At 52.4% G+C, this 19,523-nt stretch carries 13 protein-coding genes; 10 read left to right on the forward strand and 3 right to left on the reverse strand.

The features are described 5' to 3' along the window. Positions 1 to 17: 17 nt before the first annotated feature. The 8 genes from glgC to RC73_RS11425 all read left to right on the forward strand — a co-directional run bounded on the left by glgC (position 18) and on the right by RC73_RS11425 (position 12,020). Positions 18 to 1,286: a glucose-1-phosphate adenylyltransferase gene (gene glgC, locus RC73_RS11390; RefSeq protein WP_025889422.1), complete on the forward strand. Its 1,269-nt coding sequence runs from the start codon at positions 18 to 20 to the stop codon at positions 1,284 to 1,286. Then, on the forward strand, positions 1,286 to 2,890 hold the full coding sequence (locus RC73_RS11395) for a glycogen synthase (RefSeq protein WP_235369999.1): 1,605 nt from the start codon (positions 1,286 to 1,288) through the stop codon (positions 2,888 to 2,890). Before glgC ends, RC73_RS11395 begins: the two co-directional genes overlap by 1 nt. A gap of 120 nt (positions 2,891 to 3,010) precedes the next feature. Then, a complete protein-coding gene (locus RC73_RS11400; RefSeq protein ID WP_039034752.1) occupies positions 3,011 to 6,067 on the forward strand; it encodes an EAL domain-containing protein in 3,057 nt (1,018 codons plus the stop codon). A 53-nt stretch (positions 6,068 to 6,120) separates the two neighbouring features. Then, on the forward strand, positions 6,121 to 7,389 hold the full coding sequence (locus RC73_RS11405) for a DEAD/DEAH box helicase (protein ID WP_052248152.1): 1,269 nt from the start codon (positions 6,121 to 6,123) through the stop codon (positions 7,387 to 7,389). A gap of 98 nt (positions 7,390 to 7,487) precedes the next feature. Further along, positions 7,488 to 7,835 (forward strand): hypothetical protein, encoded by a 348-nt coding sequence (locus RC73_RS11410; RefSeq protein WP_052248153.1) that lies wholly within the window; start codon positions 7,488 to 7,490, stop codon positions 7,833 to 7,835. Between the two features lie 123 nt (positions 7,836 to 7,958). After that, a complete protein-coding gene (locus RC73_RS11415; RefSeq protein WP_039034753.1) occupies positions 7,959 to 9,056 on the forward strand; it encodes a CobW family GTP-binding protein in 1,098 nt (365 codons plus the stop codon). 175 nt (positions 9,057 to 9,231) lie between these two features. Next, complete coding sequence (locus RC73_RS11420; RefSeq protein ID WP_039034754.1) at positions 9,232 to 10,593, forward strand: MATE family efflux transporter; 1,362 nt, start codon at positions 9,232 to 9,234, stop codon at positions 10,591 to 10,593. A gap of 137 nt (positions 10,594 to 10,730) precedes the next feature. Further along, positions 10,731 to 12,020: an NAD(P)/FAD-dependent oxidoreductase gene (locus RC73_RS11425; RefSeq protein ID WP_039034798.1), complete on the forward strand. Its 1,290-nt coding sequence runs from the start codon at positions 10,731 to 10,733 to the stop codon at positions 12,018 to 12,020. 63 nt (positions 12,021 to 12,083) lie between these two features. On the opposite strand, the gene RC73_RS11430 is transcribed toward RC73_RS11425, so the two are convergent. Continuing rightward, positions 12,084 to 13,100, reverse strand: coding sequence for a LacI family DNA-binding transcriptional regulator (locus tag RC73_RS11430; protein ID WP_039034755.1), 1,017 nt, complete (start codon positions 13,098 to 13,100; stop codon positions 12,084 to 12,086). A gap of 396 nt (positions 13,101 to 13,496) precedes the next feature. On the opposite strand from RC73_RS11430, the gene RC73_RS11435 reads away from it, so the two are divergent. Together RC73_RS11435 and RC73_RS11440 are read left to right on the forward strand one after the other, a co-directional pair. Beyond that, the gene (locus tag RC73_RS11435) at positions 13,497 to 16,130 is read left to right on the forward strand and encodes a TonB-dependent receptor (RefSeq protein WP_039034756.1); all 2,634 of its coding nucleotides are present in this window, start codon (positions 13,497 to 13,499) and stop codon (positions 16,128 to 16,130) included. A gap of 404 nt (positions 16,131 to 16,534) precedes the next feature. Next, a complete protein-coding gene (locus RC73_RS11440; protein ID WP_039034757.1) occupies positions 16,535 to 17,074 on the forward strand; it encodes an Mpo1 family 2-hydroxy fatty acid dioxygenase in 540 nt (179 codons plus the stop codon). Between the two features lie 23 nt (positions 17,075 to 17,097). Here RC73_RS11440 and RC73_RS11445 read toward each other — a convergent pair whose 3' ends face one another. Both RC73_RS11445 and RC73_RS11450 read right to left on the reverse strand, forming a co-directional pair. Further along, entirely contained in the window at positions 17,098 to 18,366 is a 1,269-nt protein-coding gene (locus RC73_RS11445) for an HlyC/CorC family transporter (protein WP_039034758.1), read from the reverse strand. 99 nt (positions 18,367 to 18,465) lie between these two features. Further along, a complete protein-coding gene (locus RC73_RS11450) occupies positions 18,466 to 19,254 on the reverse strand; it encodes a cytochrome C assembly family protein (protein WP_039034759.1) in 789 nt (262 codons plus the stop codon). Positions 19,255 to 19,523 lie beyond the last annotated feature (269 nt).

Here is a 19,523-nt window from a genome sequence, read left to right on the forward strand (position 1 = left end):
ATTGGGAGCACGCTTTTATGCCGAATCCGAGTCCGCGTTATATCAGTAACCTTACCCGTGAAACCTATGCCCTGATCCTGGCCGGAGGCCGGGGTTCCCGCCTCCATGAGCTGACCGATTGGCGGGCCAAGCCTGCGCTCTATTTCGGCGGTAAGTTCAGGATCATCGACTTTCCGCTGTCCAACTGCATCAACTCGGGGATCCGCCGGGTAGGGGTGGTGACCCAGTACAAGTCCCATTCGCTTATCCGCCACGTGACCCGCGGCTGGGGGCATTTCAAAAAGGAGTTGGGGGAGTCGGTGGAGATATTGCCGGCGTCCCAACGTTATTCGGACAACTGGTATCAGGGCACGGCCGATGCTGTGTTTCAGAACATAGACATCATACGTCACGAGCTGCCGCGCTATGTGATGGTGCTTTCGGGCGATCATATCTACCGCATGGATTACGCCGGTCTGCTGGCCGCTCATGCCGAGTCCGGCGCCGATATGACGGTTTCCTGTATGGAGGTGCCGGTGGCCGAAGCGGCCAACGCCTTCGGGGTGATGGAGGTGGACAGCAGCAACCGTATTCTGGGGTTTGAAGAGAAACCGGCCCAACCCAGGCCCTTGCCGGATAACCCCGAATCCTGCCTGGCATCTATGGGCAACTATGTGTTCAATACTGAGTTTCTGTTTGAACAGCTGAAAAAAGATGCCCAGAACGCCGATTCCAACCGGGATTTCGGCAAGGACATTATCCCGGCCATCATAGAAAAGCACCGGGTCTATGCCTATCCGTTTCGCAGCGCTTTTCCCAACGAACAGGCCTACTGGCGCGATGTGGGAACTCTGGATTCTTTCTGGCAAGCCAATATGGAACTGTTGTCGCCGACTCCTGCGCTCAATCTCTATGACGCCAAATGGCCCATCTGGACCTATCAGGAGCAACTGCCGCCGGCCAAGTTTGTGTTTGACGATGATGACAGGCGCGGCATGGCGCTGGACTCTGTGGTTTCCAGTGGCTGCATTATCTCTGGTGCCACTGTGCGCCACTGCGTTCTCTTCAATGAGGTCAGGGTTTGTTCATACTCAGAGGTGGAAGACTCGGTGATCCTGCCCGATGTGGTGGTGTTGCGTCATTGCCGGATTCGCAAGGCTATTATCGACCGGGGCTGCATTATCCCCGAGGGGATGGAGATAGGCTTCAACCATGACCACGACAGGGCCAAGGGTTTTCGGGTCTCGGAAAACGGTGTGGTGCTGGTGACCCGCGACATGTTGGGACTGCCTGTGGGGTACGAATAATGGTGGCGAAAGCAAAACTGCAGGTGTTGATGTTGGCGGCGGAAAATGCCGCCTTGGCCGGTGCCAAAGTCGGTGGTATGGCCGATGTGCTGGCCGAGTTGCCTTTGGCGCTGCAAAGCCAAGGCGTGGCGGGGCATATCATAATGCCGGACTATGGTTTTTTGGCCAAGGAGCAGGGGGCCGATTTTCTGTGCGAGTTTGAATTTGCTTTCGGCGCAGGCAACACCTGGGCGCGGCTGTATCGGATCGCCAATCCGGCGGTTCAGCCAGGTTCCCAGGGATTGTGGATCTATCTTCTGGCTCATGAAGGTTTTTGCGGCGTTAAGCGTGAAGTCTATAGCCTGGATGGCCCTGAGCGCCCCTTTGCCACAGATGCAGGCAAGTTCGCCCTTTTCGGCGCCGCAGTGGCGGCGGCGTTGAAACAGGGATTATTGCCGCTGCCGGACAGGTTTCACCTGCACGACTGGCACTGCGGCGGCTTTGCCATGTTAAGAGCACTGGATCCCGCCTACTGCGGCCTATCAAAAGTGCCCTGCATCCTCAGTATTCACAACCTGGCGATGCAGGGTGTGCGGCCGCTTGCCGGCGAGGCATCTTCCCTGGCGGCCTGGTATCCCTGGCTGTTGGCCGAAGGGGCAAATCCCAAGCTGCAGCTGGCGCTGGATACCCGCTACCCCGGATGTATCAATCCGCTGCGGGCGGCGATTCAGTTCAGCGATATCATCCATCTGGTCTCGGCGACTTACGCCAAGGAAGTGCTGCGCCCGTCACAACCTGAACAGGGCTTCTTTGGCGGTGAGGGGTTGGAGGCTGAGCTGCAGGCCAAAGCCAAGCTTGGCCAGGTGTTCGGCATTCTCAACGGCTGTGACTATCAAAAAGGACTACCGCTCGCTGCCGGCAAGCGGCGGCAACTCAAGTTGCAACTGCCCAAGATAGCCACAGAGGCATTATTGAGTAAACTCGGGCGCAGCGAAGCAGTGACGCCGGCAGATATGATTGCTCAAATCCGCTTGGGGCAGATATCTGAGTCACCGGGAATGCTGCTGACCTCGGTTGGCAGGCTCACTGAACAGAAGTTACTCTTGCTGTGTCATCCCTGGCAGGGCAAGACAGTGCTGGAAGAGCTGCTGCTAAGGCTGGCGCAGTTCAGCGACAGCGCCTGTTTTTGGCTGCTCGGCAGCGGCGATGAGCAGATAGCGGCACTCTTTGGTCGCATCGCCGCGAGTAACAGCAATTTTCGCTTTATCAATGGTTATCATCAGGAGCTGGCCGATGCCCTCTATCAATGTGGCGATCTGTTTGTGATGCCCAGTTCTTTTGAGCCTTGTGGTATCAGCCAGATGCTGGCTTTGAGAGCAGGCCAACCCTGTTTGGTGCATGCCACAGGTGGGCTGGCCGATACCATCAGTGACGGTGACAATGGCTTGGTATTCGCAGGGATTGGGCTGGATGAACAGGCCAAGGCGCTGCTTGACGCCCTGTCCCGGGCCTTGGAGCTCTATCCCACTGCCAACTGGAACGCCCTTAGAAAAAGGGCCTCCGCCAGTCGCTTCTTATGGCAAGACAGTGCCCAACTTTATTTGAAGTTGTTATATAACGCCTGAATTTTCGGCAGCAATGAATGCTGCGCCGAGGTAAGCGCATAAATTAGTCAGGTTTCCAAAGGTGCTCTGCTACACTAGACCTGTAGATTTCTTCTTTGTTATTCACAGGCTTGGGAATAGATGGAACAGAGCATTTTCCTTCCTTTGGCACAAAATGCCGCTTTTCTGCTGGCATTGGTATTTATTTATGATGCTATTCCCAGACAACAACAACGGGACTACTTCCTGCTGTGGCGCTTGTTAATAGGCGTCATTATCGGTGGTATCTGTATTGCTTTGATGCTCACTCCCTGGAGCTATGAGCCGGGGATTTTCTTCGATAGTCGCTCTGTACTTTTAAGTATTTCAGGCCTGTTTTTCGGCGGTTTGCCAACCCTGATAGCGTGCAGTATTGCAGCCGCTTTTCGTATTTATCAGGGGGGCGGCGAAGGTGTTTGGATTGGCGTGGGAGTGATTCTCTCTAGTGGTTTGCTTGGTCTACTTTGGCGCAGGCGACGCAAACAGTCCCTCGCCGATATCGGCTACCCGGAGCTGGCCGGCTTTTCCCTGCTGGTGCATCTGGTGATGCTGGCCTGGATGTTGCTGCTGCCCTGGGAAACCGCCAAAGGGGTGCTTGCCAGTATCAGTTTACCTGTACTGACTTTGTTCCCACTCACCAATGTGTTGCTTGGGCGCTTGCTGTCGCGGCGACTGGAGTTTGAGCGCGACAATCGCATTCGGCTGCAGGACGACTTTTTGTTTCGCTCCCAGTTCAATATCGGCAATATAGGGATTTCGATTACTGCGCCGGATCAACATTGGCTCAAGATAAACCCCCATATGAGCAAAATGTTGGGTTATACAGAGCAGGAACTGACGCAATTGACCTGGTCTGAAATGACCCATCCCGATGATTTGCCCGCTGATATGGCGCAATTCAGGCGGATGCTGGACGGTGAAATCGACGAATATGAGATGGAGAAACGTTTTATCTCCAAGGCTGGTCATTATGTTTATACCCATATGACTGTGGCCTGTCAGCGCCATCATCAACAGGTGCAGCTGGTGATAGCCGGCTATATCGATATCACCTCGGCCAAGTTGGCTGAGCAGGCGAGTGCCGCCAGTCGCGAACAGTTGGAACTGGTGTTGCAAAGCGGTCAACTCGGCTTCTGGGATTGGGATCCCATCAAGGATACAGTAGTGCGTAACAAACGCAGCGCCGAGATCCTTGGTTGCTCGCTTGATAACCTCAACGATAACAAACGTCTGTGGCTAGATGGTATTCATCCCAAAGACAGAGACTGGGTGCTGCGTTCTTTGGATGATCATCTGGCCGGAAAAACAAAGCAGCACCAGGTGCAATACCGGCTGATCCGCCCGGATGGAGAGTTGCGTTGGGTACAGGACACCGGCAAGGTGGTTAGCCGTGATGAAAAAGGACGGCCGCTTAGGGTTTGCGGTGTACATGTGGATATTACCGAGCAAAAACAGCAGGAAGCTTCCCTTAAACTGGCGGCGTCCGTCTATGAAAACTCCAGTGAGGCGATGAGTGTGCTGGATGAAGTCGGCACTATTATGACGGTTAACTCGGCATTCAGTGCCATCACGGGATATCAAGCGGAGGATATTCTTGGCAGCAACATAGACATGCTCAAATGTGACGATCATGGAGAAGTGTTCTATCGTGAACTAAGTCAGGCGCTCGGGCATAAGGGGCGTTGGCAGGGCGAAATGTGGCTTCGTTGTTACGATGGCCGCAAGATAATGATCTGGCTCAGCATCAACACTATTCATAGCACGGATGATACGCCGCTGAGAAGAGTGGCGCTGTTTTCCGACATTACCGACAAAAAGCAGAACGAGCGTCTCATCTGGCGTCAGGCCAACTATGATGCCCTCACGGGCTTGCCAAACCGACGTATGTTCACCGAGCACCTGGGCAATGAAATTCGCAAGGCTGTTCGTCATCAACAAAAATTTGCGCTGCTGTTTCTGGATCTGGATTTTTTCAAGGAAGTTAACGATACCCTGGGCCATGATATGGGCGACCTATTGCTGGTGGAAACCTCAGAGCGACTGCAGACCTGTGTCCGTGAATCCGATGTGGTGGCCAGGCTTGGTGGCGATGAGTTCACTCTATTGCTCTCGGATGTGCAGGATCATAACGGGGTTGAGCGGGTTGCCAATCATATCCTCAGTAGTCTGGCCGAGCCCTTCAAGTTGGGCGATGAGACCGCCTTTATCAGTGCCAGCATAGGTATTACCCTTTTCCCAGATGATGGACAAACGGCTGAATTGTTACTTAAACATGCGGATCAGGCTATGTACGCCGCCAAAGATCAAGGCCGTAACCGCTTCAACTATTTTACCGCCTCAATGCAGGAATACGCCAGATACAGGATGCGGCTTATTCAGGATTTACGTCAGGCTCTTGAACGAAATGAATTCGAACTCAGGTTCCAACCTATAGTCGAGCTGGGCAGCGGTCGGGTGTTCAAGGCCGAAGCCTTGCTGCGCTGGAATCACAGTGAGCGCGGCAGTGTCTCGCCGGCAGAGTTTATCCCTATTGCAGAAGACACTGGGTTGATTTTCGATATCGGCAACTGGGTGTTTGAACAGGCGGCGCGTCAGAGTGCCGCCTGGCGCAAGGCCTATGGCCGCGAGGTGCAGATTAGTATCAATAAGTCGCCAATCCAGTTTCGCGACGAGGGTAACCGTTTTGCCGAGTGGCTGGAGCTGTTGGCAAGTCTTGAGGTGTCCGGCTCCGGGATCTGTATAGAGATAACTGAAGGGTTGTTGCTGGATGCCAAAATGGGGGTCAGTGATAAGTTGTTGGCCTACCGGGATGCCGGCATTCAGGTGTCGTTGGATGACTTTGGTACCGGCTATTCTTCCTTGGCGTATCTGAAGCGGTTTGATATCGACTATCTCAAGATAGATCAATCGTTTACACGTAATTTGGAAACAGATGAGAGCGATTTGACTCTCTGTGAAGCCATCATAGTGATGGCGCACAAACTGGGGATGAAGGTAATAGCCGAAGGAGTTGAGACTGCCGGTCAGGCCGAGATCTTGACTCGTATAGGTTGTGACTATGCTCAGGGGTATCTGTATTCCCAGGCATTGGATATCGAAGGCTTTGAACAAAAATATCTTGGTAAGCATCAGGTCATCGGCAGTGGAAAAGTCAGCTGATAACTTGTGTTTGCGCTATACTCGCCGGCCTTTTTATGTTTCAGGTGTTGAAGATGCAGTTTTCTGAAACCCAGCTGCCGGGAGCGCTGCTCGAAGCCGTTGCCCAGTGCGGCTATCGTGAGCTGACGGCGGTGCAGCAGCAGGTGTTGCCGGCGGCATTGGCCGGGCGGGATATTATGGCTTCGGCCCAGACAGGTACAGGCAAAACCGCGGCCTTTGGTTTGCCGCTGTTGGCCTCCTTGATTGATGAGTGGCAGCAACTGGGGCTCGCTGAGCCTGAGTATGGCGCCGCGCCTAGAGTGCTTATCCTGACACCAACCCGCGAGCTGGCACAGCAGGTGGCAACTCAGTTGGATAAATATGCCGTCCATACGCCATTTCGCATTCTGGCCATTTTCGGCGGCGCCAACTTCAACCCTCAACGTAAGGCGATAGCGGCCGGTATTGAAGTGCTGGTGGCGACGCCGGGGCGGCTGTTCGACCACCTTAGCCAAGATCATCTCAGGCTGGATAAGGTTAAGACCCTGGTGTTGGATGAGGCGGACCGCATGTTGGACCTGGGGTTCTTACCGGATATTGAGCGTCTGGGGCGCTATCTGCCAGCCGGGCATCAGACCATGTTGTTTTCGGCGACCTTCCCCGAGGAGGTCAAGCGCCTCGGGCATAAGTTGCTTGATAAGCCAGAATGGTTTGAAGTGGATAAAGAGCGCCGAACTCAGGCGCAGATCCTGCAAAAGGTGTATCCGGTAGACTATCGCCGTAAAGCCGAGTTGCTTGCCGAGCTTATTGGCCGCAACAACTGGCAACAGGTGTTGGCTTTTGTCAGTACCAAGGAGAGCGCCGAGCAGTTGCAGCAAGAGCTGAAACTCGACGGTATCAAGAGCGCCTGCTTTCACGGTGACAAGACTCAGGGCGCCCGCAGCCGTGCTCTGGCGCAGTTCATCGATGGTGAGATTCGGGTATTGGTAGCAACCGATGTCGCGGCCCGAGGCCTGGATATTCCGGCCTTGCCAAGGGTTATCAATCTCGAGCTGCCATCCCAGGCTGATGACTATATTCATCGCATCGGCCGCACCGGCAGAGCCGGGCGCAGCGGCGAAGCCATCTCTTTGGTGAGCCCGGCCGAAGAGCAAAAACTGGCTGAAATAGAAGCCTTGCTCGGTTACAAGCTGCCAAGAGAAGTACTGCCGGGTTACGAGAGGGGCGCGCCGCTGCCGGAGCGCTACTCGCAGTCAATAGAGAAGCCCCGACATGCCAAGACTCACAGGGGGCATAAACCCGGTCGCAAGGGCCAGGCTCCGAAAGGGCCAAGGCGCAGATAGATTAAAAAAGCCTGCTATACTCAATGCGTTGCCTTAATAAGCCGTCGGCAGCGCAGCCCCCTTAGCTTAAGGAATAGTAAAGGTATCAGGAGATGAGTATGTTGCGAAAATTAGTGATCTTGCTGTGGTTGAGTATGCTTGTGGCTTGCAGTTCTACCCCCAAAGATTGGTCCGGTATGAGTTCAACCGAGATAGCCTCCTGGAAAGAGGCCGGCTTTGACTCCCGAAGCGCCCAGCAGTGGCATGTTGCCGGTTTCGATGCCAAAGATGCCGGCGCCTGGCAGGATGCAGGCTTTAAACTCCAAGATGCCAAAGAGTGGCACTTGCAGAGTTTCTCGGCGGCCGAGGCCAAGGGTTGGCGCGCCAGTGGTTTTGAGCTGGACGATGCCATTGAGAACCGTGCCAAAGGGCTGACACCGATAGTGGATCACGAACTTAAGCCTTAAGTCAGGTTTACAGAAATGGGCGCTATTGGCGCCCATTTTGCATCTGTTTACAATTTCCAGCTAACTCTTTCCCTGCTTGGGTTACACTCTGTTGCCTCAATGCTGTAAGGAATGGAGTCACAGATGATCCTTAAACCCGTCGCCACCAATCTGATAACCGGCTTTCTCGGCTCAGGCAAAACTACCTTTATCAAAGCGCTGCTGGCCAATAAGCCCGCTGGTGAGACCTGGGCGGTATTGGTCAATGAGTTCGGTGAAATAGGAATAGATGCCGGCTTGATGGGGCAGAGTGACTCAGGCGTTGTGATACGAGAAGTACCCGGTGGCTGTTTGTGCTGCGCCGCCGGGGTGCCGACTCAAGTGGCGGTGACCCAGCTGCTGGCCCGGGCCAAACCCGACAGATTGCTGATAGAGCCCACCGGCCTTGGACATCCCAAAGAGATTTTGAAAACCCTAAGCTCGAAACAGTTTGCCGAAGTGCTCAGCCTCAAGGCCAGTATCTGTCTGTTTGACCCGCGCAAATTCAGTGACAGGCGTTATACCGAACATGAGAACTTTCTCTCCCAGCTGCAGATAGCCGATATCCTGCTGGCCGGCAAGCACGACCTCTGGCAACACCAAGCGCCAATGGCTCTGCCTGGGGATAGGCCGCAAAGTGATCCGGGGAGTGATCAGCTAAGTGAACAGATAGCCGCCTTTATTGCCGCTCAGCAACTGGAAGGGGAGCTGTTTTACTGGTCCAAAGAGCAAAAGCTCAGCGATGAATTGTTGCGAGCGCTGGCTAAGCCGGCAAAGGCCAATTTGAACGTTAAAGCCACACCCATAGGCGCCGGGCTGCTGCGGCAAAATGCCGGTGTGTTTGCCATCAAGCCACTTGATGCCGACTCACAAAGCCCCGAAGCACCCGAGTGGGACGCTCGCGGCATAGTGTTCAAGAGTAATAAAGGCGAGGGCTGTTACAGCTATGGCTGGATCTTTGCTTCGGATTGGCTGTTCGATCTCGAGCGCCTCTATCGCTGGGCCAAGGCACTCGATGTGGTGCGGCTAAAAGCTGTGATGATCACCAAAGACGGCATAGCGGCACTCAATATGCTCGACGGTGAATTGAGTGTTGAAGAGCTCGATGATGCCATGGATTCCAGACTGGAAATCATCAGTCGCGCCCCCTTGCAGCCTGAGTCTTTGGAGCAGCAACTGCTTGCCATCAAAGTCGCCGAATGATGGCCTATTTAAGGTAGTGGCATCCTGGCGGATAACTCGGGTACAATCCGCCATTCACTTTTCTAAGGTGATTGATTTCGGAGCGCTAATTTGAAAAGAGGCCGAGTAGGTGCCTCTTAATATGGCCTCTGATATCGAACTTATGGTTTAACACCTTCGATGTTGAGAAAGCGTCATGACCCAAAACAGCGTCTCCCAGACTGAGCAGGATCTCGCCTTACTGCAGCAGCCGGTCAGTAAACTCTTTTGGCGTTACACAGTCCCCACAGTGATGTCCATGTTGGTGACCGGAATTTACGTCACAGTAGATGGGATGTTTATCGGCCATTACCTGGGAGAAACAGGTCTTGCGGGTATTATGCTGGCTTACCCTGTGGGCGCCATTCTTTATGCGATCGGTGCGCTTTTGGGTATGGGGGGCGCCGCGCTTATCTCCATCAATCTTGGCCGCGGTGATGTCGCCAGGGCCAGAAAAATTCTCGGCAACACCTTTAGTCTTTGCCTGTTGAGTGCGCTGGTGGTGTCGCTTGCCGGAACCATGTTGACCGACGATATTCTACGCTGGCTGAAAGCCGAAGGTGAGGTCTATGAAGGTGCCTACCAATACCTGTTCTGGTACTTTGCCTTAGGTATTTTCCCCATTATCTCCATGGCCTTCTCGGCGCTTTTGCGTAATGACGGTCGCCCCAGTTTCGTCACCTGGATCCTGGTATTTGGAGGTGTGCTCAACACTCTGCTGGATTGGCTGTTTATTGTGGTCTTTCCCTTCGGATTGACCGGTGCCGCCATTGCTACCATGTTGTCCCAGGCGGTCACCGGCGGCCTGTGTCTGCAACATTTCTTTGGCAAGCGCACCCGGCTTAATATCGACTGGCAGCAGATGAAATTGAGCCTGGAGCTGGTTTGGGAAATCGTTAAGTTGGGGATGCCCAGTTTCCTGATGAATCTCTACCTGTCGATTGTCTTGACCATGCATAACATGGCGCTGCTCTGGACCGGCACTTCGCTGCATGTGGCCGCCTATGGCGTGGTGAGTTATACCGAGGCCCTGTTCTATTTTGTGTTTGAAGGCATAGCCCTCGGCACACAACCCATTCTCAGCTTCAATGCCGGTGCCGGTCAATATGACAGGGTCAAGCAGACTGCCAAAATGGCATTTTCCGTTACCTTAATCTGCGCCTTGCTGGGATTGGTGCTTATCTACAGCCGCCCGGAATGGATGGTGTATCTGTTTGCCGGTGACAACCCGACCCTGGCCCCGGTTGCCATTGAAGGCATGTATCTTTATTTCTGGGGCTTGCCGATGGAAGGTTTGATTTTGGTGGGCGCCAGTTTCTTCCAGGCCATCAATCGTCCGGCCGAGGCCTCGATACTCACGGGCAGCAAGTTGCTGCTGATAGGCCTGTTCCTCTGGGTATTTGCCTGGGCCTTTGGGGTGCCGGGCGTGTGGATCTCCTTGGCGTCCTGCAGCAGCCTATTGTGCCTGTGGATGTTCTACAGCTTAAAGCGCACCAAGGTGGCATTACACCAACCTTGAGGGACAGGAAATGATGGCAAATATTTACCTGCATCAGTGATATATAAAGAAATATTAATTTAGAACTCAGGTTATTTTTGAGCGGGATCATGTTATAAAAGACTATCTTGCATTAGTTCATACTCTTGGGGGAATTTGTGACCAGTAAGCGGATTTTAATTGTGGGCGGCGGCGCCGGAGGATTGGCGCTGGCATCCAAGCTGGGACGCAAATTGGGCCTGAAGGAAGAGGCTGAAATAACCCTGATAGATAAGAGTCCGGTACATATCTGGAAGCCCAAACTGCACGAAGTGGCCGTTGGGGTGATAGATCAATCAGTAGAAGGCTTGCTGTATCGCGACCATGGCCTGAAAAATGGCTATCGCTTTCTGCGCGGTGAAATGCTGCAATGCGATCCTGAGGCCAAGACTATCACTCTGGCGGGTGTCAGTAATGATGACGGCGAGCAGATTATCGCCGAGCGTGATTTACCCTATGATTATTTGGTGATCGCCATCGGCGGGGTGGCCAACAGTTTCAACACCCCGGGCGCCAAAGAACACTGTATCTTCCTCGACAGCCTCGACAGCGCCAATCAATTTCATCACAAGTTGCTGGACAACCTGTTGCTGCTGGATGAAACCAGTGAAAAGCTCAGTATCGGCATAGTGGGCGCCGGCGCGACCGGAGTTGAGCTGGCCGCTGAGTTGCATCATGTGCTGGACTCGGTCAAAGAATACGGTTACCTCAATGTCGACAAGCATCATCTGGAAATTCACCTGATTGAGGCGGCGCCCAAGATATTGCCGGCATTGCCGGACAAGGTGAGTTCCAGAGCCCAGTCTGTGCTGGATCATATCGGGGTTCGCTTGCATATTGGGGTGCAGGTCAAAGAGGTGACCAAGCAGGGGTTTGTGACCCAGGAAGATGTGCTGATCCCTGCCGGACTCAAGGTGTGGGCGGCCGGCGTCAAGGGGCCGGATGTACTGCAACAGTTTGATAAGTTGCCGGTCAATAACCGTAATCTCATCGAGGTCGATGCCTGTATGCGGGTCAAGGGCCACAAGGATATCTACGCCTTGGGCGACTGCGCCTTTTTGGTGCAGGACAACGGCAAGCCTGTGCCTCCTCGGGCCCAAGCCGCATCGCAGATGGCGGAAACCCTGTATAAAAATATTCTCAACCGCTTGAAGGGCAAGGCCGAAAATCCTTTTGTCTACCGCGACTATGGTTCATTGGTGTCACTGAGCCGTTTCTCGGCGGTGGGCAATCTGATGGGTAACCTGAGATCCGGCTCCCTGTTTATTGAGGGTTATGTGGCGCGGATGATGTACATGTCCCTGTATCAACGCCATTTAGCGAGTTTGTACGGTTGGTTTTCGGCGTTGGTGTATCGTCTGGCGCAGCGGCTGCTGAAGTGGCACAGGCCCAAACTCAAGCTGCACTGATAAAGTGATTTTGAATCTTATCCTAAAGGCGCTCTGTAGAGCGCCTTTTTAGTGGCTGGAATTTCAGCTTGCTTGCACCCTGGCGCTCGAGTCTCTGATAACCGGCTCTGGGGTAAAGATTTCACTGCAAACGCTCTGTTCACGGCGATTGGCAATCAACAGTTCGGTAGCTATCTGGGCAATCTTGCCGTTGGGCTGATGCACTGTGGTCAACTTGGGCCAGGTTTGGCGTGAGAAGGGGCTGTCCTCAAAGCCGACAATCGAGAGCTCGGTGGGAATATCCACCCCTTCCAGCCTGGCGGCAAACAGGGCACCGGCGGCGATTTCGTCGTTACAGGCTACTATGGCGCTGGGCCGGTTAGCCTTTTTGAGCAGCTTTTTGGCACCCTCAACTCCGGATTCAAACGAGTATTCACCCTCGACAATCAGCTCGGGAGACTCGTCCAGGCCGTTATCTCTCAAGGCCTGACGATAACCTTCGAGACGCTCTTTGGTTGATTGGTGCTGATAGTCGCCGCTGAGAAAGGCGATTTGCCTATGCCCGAGATCGATAAGATGTTGGGTAATGGCCACGGCGCCGGATCTGTCGTTAACCAGTACCGCCAGCCCGGTATCGGCCAGCACTCTGTCACCGGCCATGATGCGAACATAGTTGGCGCCTATGGCATCCAGGGCGGAAAGTACCTTGGGATCTTCCGACAGCGGCGGCGTCAGTACCAGTCCGGCCAGGCGGGCATGTTTCACCATAGTGGTCAGCTGTTCACAAATACCATCGGCCTTGGCATCACAGGGATGGATCAGCAGCTCATAGCCCTTGTCCCGACAGGCGGAGAGAATACCGTTCTGCATATCAATGATGTAGTAGGCGTTGGGGTTGTCATAGACGAAGCCTATGACATAGGAACTGGTGGCAGCCAGGTTGCGGGCAGCTAAATTGGGCTGGTAATTCAACGCTTTGATTGCAGCATTGACCTTGTCGATAGTGGCCTGTTTAACCGAAGGCTCATTATTGGTGACCCGGGATACTGTCTTGATGGAAACGCCGGCATATTTAGCCACGTCATTGATGGTTACTTTCATTCAACTTAGTCCGAGATATCAGGCGAATACTCACAGCCAGCAGGGGCCGGAAGCGGCATGGCCGCTGTCGAGCATCTTATACTGCTGACTTTTAATCAGTTTGGCAACGCAGAATTTAGCCATGATTTAGTCTGGGACTTAATTTGTTTCCCGCTACAGTTGACATGCTTGGTTGTATAAAACGCTGCCTGAACAGTTTTTGACCAGCTTAAAAATCTGTTTTACCCCATTAACACAGCAATATGACAGTTTTTGTTTGCTTTGTGGTTATTTTGTTGTGGCAAGGCTGTTAATTATTGTGTAATGTTTGTTCCTGGACATGACAGCGTTGTCATTCCCTTGGAGGGAATGGTTATGGCAACAAAAAAGATAATAAAGTGATGGAAGGGAAACGAGATGAAAACATCTACCTTTAAGAAAACTGCCCTCGCTGCAAATATCGCTATCCTTCTTGGGGGAGCGGTATCTGTTGGCGCGCTGGCTGCCGAGGCAGCAGATAACAACAGCAACGAAACTGCCAATATTGAAAAAATTGAAGTCCGCGGCATGCGTGCCTCGATGAAGGCTTCGGTGAATACCAAGCGTTTTTCTGATGCCGTAGTCGATGCGGTAACTTCAGAAGATATTGGTAAATTCCCCGACAGTGATGTGGGTGAGTCTCTGGGACGTATTCCAGGGGTCGCCGTTAACCGCCAGTTCGGTCAGGGGCAACAGGTTTCTATCCGCGGCGCCTCGGCGCAGCTGACCAGTACCCAGCTCAATGGTCACTCTGTGGCTTCTACCGGTTGGTTCGATCAGCAGGCCATCGACCGCAGTTTCAATTACACCTTGCTGCCACCCGAGATGGTGGGCTCGATTGAAGTCTACAAATCGTCCCAGGCCGATATTGCCGAAGGGGGGATTGGCGGCACTGTTATCATCAACACCCGCAAACCGCTGGATTTGGATGCCAACTCGGTGTTCCTGAGTGCCAAAGGGGATTATGGTAGCGTCTCGGAAGAGATAGATCCTGAAGCCTCCGGCCTCTACAGCTGGAAAAATGAAGATGAGAACTTCGGTGTGTTGCTGGCAGGTTCCTGGAGCCAGACGGACTATCAGCGTAATGGTATCGAAACCCTGCTTGGCTGGGGGGAGATAGTGCCAACCACTTTCCAACAGGATCGTGAGCGCACCGCAATCAACCTGGTGTTGCAGTATCGTCCTACCGACAGACTGGAACTGGGGCTCAACTACATGAATCTGGAGTTGGACGCCAACAACGCCAACACCTCCATCTTCCTGTTCCCCACACAACGAGGCGACTACACCTGTGAACAGGTCAATGCCGCCGGTGTTTGTACCAAGATAAACCACAGCGATCAAGGCGGTTTTGCCTGGGCACAAACCTGGGCCCGTAAGGCGAGCATGAGCTCGGATACAGTGGATTTCAACTTCAACTATGAAGCGGATAATTTCACAATTGAAGGTCGCATTGGTCGCACCGAAGCCGAAGGTGGTACCGACTTGACTGCCAACTATGGTAACTCAATCGGTGTCCCGGCTGACTTTGCCGGTATTTATGATGCCACCGGCGATAAGATCAATATCGATATCGCCAACAAGTATTTTGAGGCCGGTGACTTTAACGACCCATTGGCCACTGCCGGCTGGGCGCTGAAGAAGCAGCCCAACACGGATGAAGAAACCTTCGCTCAGTTGGACTTCAACTTCCCGGTTGCCTGGGGCGCTATCAGTGCCATCAAGACAGGTGTGAGTTATGCCGATCATGAAGTCACCCAGATGACAGATAAGGCGATAGTCAATGATGCCAAGGTTCTGACCAAAGATGCTTCTGCCTACTACAATGGCACCATGTCATCCGGCGCCGGTTTCACTCTGCCTGAACCGATATTTGATGCCATGATTGCCGATGCCTATGCCGCCATCGATGGCTTTACTATCGACAAATCCGGTTATGGCACCATCCAGGAGGAGAACCTGGCCCTGTACGCCATGGCTACTTTTGCCGGGGAAGGATTCCGCGGTAACTTCGGTTTCCGTTATATCTCGACCGATATTGAGTCCGACTATTATGCGCTCAACAAACAGGGGCAGTTTGCCGATGACCTGAGCACAGACAAGTCCAGCTATAACGACGTATTGCCGAGCGTTAACATCGCCTTCGACTTGAGTGAGGATGTGATACTGCGCGCCTCTGCCGCTCAGGTGATCTCTCGCCCCAACTACGCCGAACTGTTTGCTACCTCGACCCTGCCGGGTTACAACGATGGCACACCTTATAATGAAAAACTGGTGCGTGGCAGTGTGGCGCTGGATCCATTCAAGGCGACTCAGGCCGACTTGAGTCTGGAGTGGTATTTCAGTGATTCGGGCCTGTTTGCCGCCACTTACTTTATCAAGGATGTCAGCTCCTTTATCACCACCAAACAGAAGCTGAATCAGCAGATAGGTATTGAAGATCCCAACCTGGTAACCGAAGGTAAAAGTTCTTGTGGCGTAGGTATCTATGACTGCTGGACTGTGAGTGAGAAGTACAATGCCGACGGCGGCAGCATAGATGGTATCGAGCTGCAGCTGCAGGACTCCTTCGACAACGGTTTGGGTTACTCGGTGAACTATACCTTTGCCGATGCATCCTCTCCGGCAGAAAACTATCCTGACCGTGTGGGCGTGTTCTCTGACTCATCCAAGCATACGGTCAACCTGGTAGGTTACTATGAGATGGACGACTTCAGCGCTCGTCTGGCCTATAACTGGCGCTCCGAGTATATGATGCGCGAGCTGCCTGGCTTCTATGGTAACCGTCAGCACGAGTCTTACGGGACCTTGGACCTCAGTGCCAGCTACTCGGTAACCGACTATTTGGATATCACTTTTGAAGCGGTCAACATCACCGAAGAAGACAGCATACAGACGGGTGTTTCCCCAATTAGTGCAGAGGATGTGATCAGCGAATTCAAGGCCGATTACCCAGTGTGGAGCTTTGAAGGCGAAGCCAGATATAAAGTAGGCGTAGCCCTGCGCTTTTAAGTACAGCTCTTTATCTTCAATACCAAAGCCGACCTTAGGGTCGGCTTTTTACTCTTTATTGTTCAAGGTTTTCATCCTGCCATTTTGCGGCGTCAGGATGAGCTATCTCTGATGACAGAGGAGTGACTGATTTAGTTAATGATAGTGATGATGGATTATGGTTTCAGAGTTAAAGCAGACAAAGTTACTTGGATAGCTTTGTGCAAGTTGTTCAATGATGGGGAGTCATTGTCACCTAGGAGGTGTTGCGTTAATCTCAAACCATTAATTGGCCTTAATTGTCTTTGATAATTGGTGGCTCAAGCGTAAGTAAGCGTTTGCCATGAGCACTGTGGCACATTACCCAGGCACTCGAGGTCCCTGCTCGGCGGGAGGAGAATAATAACAAAACCAAGGAGAGCATTATGAAGTCGGCTGTTGAACAGTTGTCCACTTACAAGAGTGTGCATCTGAACCCCACCAATATCAAAAGCCATTTTATTGGTATCCCTTTGATTATCTGGTCAGTATTTTTAATGCTGTCACTGTGGCGTCTGCCTTTTGCTGACGGTACGTTCAGTATAGCCATGCTACTGGCTGTCCTGGTCATGGCCTATTACATCAAGTTGCATTGGCGTTTGGCGCTGGGACTGGCGCTGTTTATTCTGCCGGTTATTCTGACAACCGAATGGCTCTATACTCAAGGCTATGCCAGTATCTGGTTGGGCATAACAGTTTTTGTTTTAGGTTGGATATTCCAGTTTATAGGTCACAAGTATGAAAAGGCCAAACCTGCTTTTATTGATGATCTCAACCAACTGCTTATTGGCCCGTTTTTCCTGATGGCCGAAGTGTTTTTTATGCTGGGACTGGAAGATGAGTTGGATCGCACCATTACCGCGATCGCTCGGGACAAACGTCGGGCACTGGAAGCGGCCAAAAGGGCAGCCAAAACTGCCCAATGACTTAGTTCAAAGCAAGTTGAGTTTCAGGATGGACGATAAAATTGCGGCATGATCCGTACCGTTTTGATCATGTTGTCGGCCACTTCTACCACTTCCATAGGGTAACCTGCGAGTCTCAGGCTAGTGTTGGCCTGGGGGATCTCTTCCAGATATTCCAGGATCAAACCATTGAGGGTCTTGGGGCCGTCGGTTGGGAAGTCCCACTCCATCTCTTTGTTGAGGTCGCGGATGTTGATGGTGGCATCGATCAGGAAGCTGCCATCCTGCTGCGGGGTAATATCTTCGCTGGGAGTGGTGATCATGGAAGTGGTAAAGTCGCCGACGATTTCTTCAAGAATATCTTCCAGCGTCACCAATCCTTGAATATCCCCGTATTCATCTACCACCAGGCCGATGCGTTCCTTGTTGTGCTGGAAGTTGGCCAATTGCACGTTGAGCGGCGTGCCTTCGGGAATAAAGTACAGCTCTTTTACAGCCCTCAGCAGGGAAGATTTACTGAACTGTTCCTTGGATTGCAGTCTTAACGCATCACGCAGATGCACAAAACCTACGGCATCATCTATGTTGTCACGATACAGGAGTACCCGGGTATGCGGGCTCTGAATAACCTGTTTGTTGATGCTTTTGAAGTCATCATTGACATTGATGGCGTAGAGTTCAGAGCGGGGCACCATGATGTCTTCCACAGTGACCTTCTCCAGATCCAGAATTGACAACAACATTTCCTGGTGGCGTCTGGGGATAAGGGCTCCTGCTTCATGAACAACAGTGCGGAGTTCCTCCTGGCTCAGGGCATCATCGGCACGTATGGTGCGGATCCCCATTAGTCTGAGTATGAAAGACGTGATGATGTTGACGCTTTTGACCAGAGGCAAAAACAGCCATAACAACCACTTGAGTATCAGGCTTGATGGGAAGGCGATGCGTTCTGGATGCAGTGCAGCCACAGTCTTGGGCGTCACTTCGGCAAACACTAATACCACGAGTGTCAGTACCCCGGTGGCGATGGCTAATCCCAAGTCGCCCCAGAGTCGGATACCCAGAATCGTGGCGATTGAGGAGGCGAGAATATTAACCAGGTTATTGCCTATGAGGATCAGGCCTATGAGTTTGTCGGGACGGTCGAGTAGTTTGATGGCGCGTTTGGCACCTTTGTGGCCATTATTGGCCAGATGACGCAACCGGTAGCGGTTTAGGGTCATCATGGCGGTTTCCGAACCGGAAAAATACGCCGAAATCAGGATTAACAGCAGGAGAATTATCAGGAGTATGCCGGTCGATATATCGTCCAAAAAGGGGCCCCGTCAGGAATAGCGAAAGTTAGTAAATACTGGCAATTGGATGGAGTGTCAAGTCAGGCAAAGGTCTAGCCCTGCCTGACTTAATTCAGATTAGCTCAGGATAAGTTCTTTGACGATGCGGGCGCCAAAGTAAGCCAGAGAGAGCAGGCTGGCACCGGTCAGACTGTAGATCACTGCCGTGCGGATACGGCAACCCACGGTATATTGCTGCCACAGCATAGCGATATAGACGAACCAGGCCAGAATGGAAAGTACCGCCTTGTGGCCCTTGCCATCGGCAAACATATCATCAAGGAAAATAAAGCCGGTGGCCAGCGACAGACTCAGCAGAATCACCCCTATGATGATCAGATGATACAGCTGCTTCTCTACCGTCATCAGTGGCGGAAGCGCGGGGTTCAAAATCAGTTGCTTTTTCTTTAGCTTATTTTGGATTACAGCCAGTTGTATGGCGTAAAGCGCTGCTATCATCAAGGCACTGTAGGCCATCAGCGACAATACCACGTGGACCAATACTTCAGGGTGCACTTCAAAATGAGTGATGTACTTAGGTGGCAAAAGCCATAGCAGGGATACGGATATCACGGAGCAGGCGTACACCACAGGTACCAGCACAATGACCTTGATACGTGAAAGTACCAAGGTAAAGGCCAGGGCGATAATCCAGTTCACCATGGATATTACATTGGTCAGACTGAAATTCTGGCCATCGACAGTAAAGATTGCCTGGTACAAGGCTGCAGCGTGCAGTATCACACCCAAAGCGGCAAAACCGGCAACGGTGCGGCGGTTGGGCCCCTCGGCGTGAAACAAGCGGCTTGTCACTAATATCAGCGCTATGCTGTAGAAAAACATCGCGGCAGCAGAGAGAATGACCATCTGGGATTAACCTATCCTTATGTGTAATTGGCCTCTGTGGGCAGCTTTAGAAAACTTGCAGGTATTAGAATAACATGAGCCACAGGTAATTGGGCAGTGACCCAGACGACAAAATTACTCAGTGCCCAGTAGATTAGTGCGTAATAAAGGGTAATTGGTTCCCGTCAAAAACATTCATTTGTACCTTGATAAGCGTCTATTTAACCCCATGTTGAGAACAGGGCTGCATTAATACTCCGGCTATAGTTATAATATGCCCCATCATTTTA

The sequence above is a fragment of the Shewanella sp. ECSMB14102 genome (assembly GCF_000813075.1).
Taxonomy (GTDB): domain Bacteria; phylum Pseudomonadota; class Gammaproteobacteria; order Enterobacterales; family Shewanellaceae; genus Shewanella; species Shewanella indica.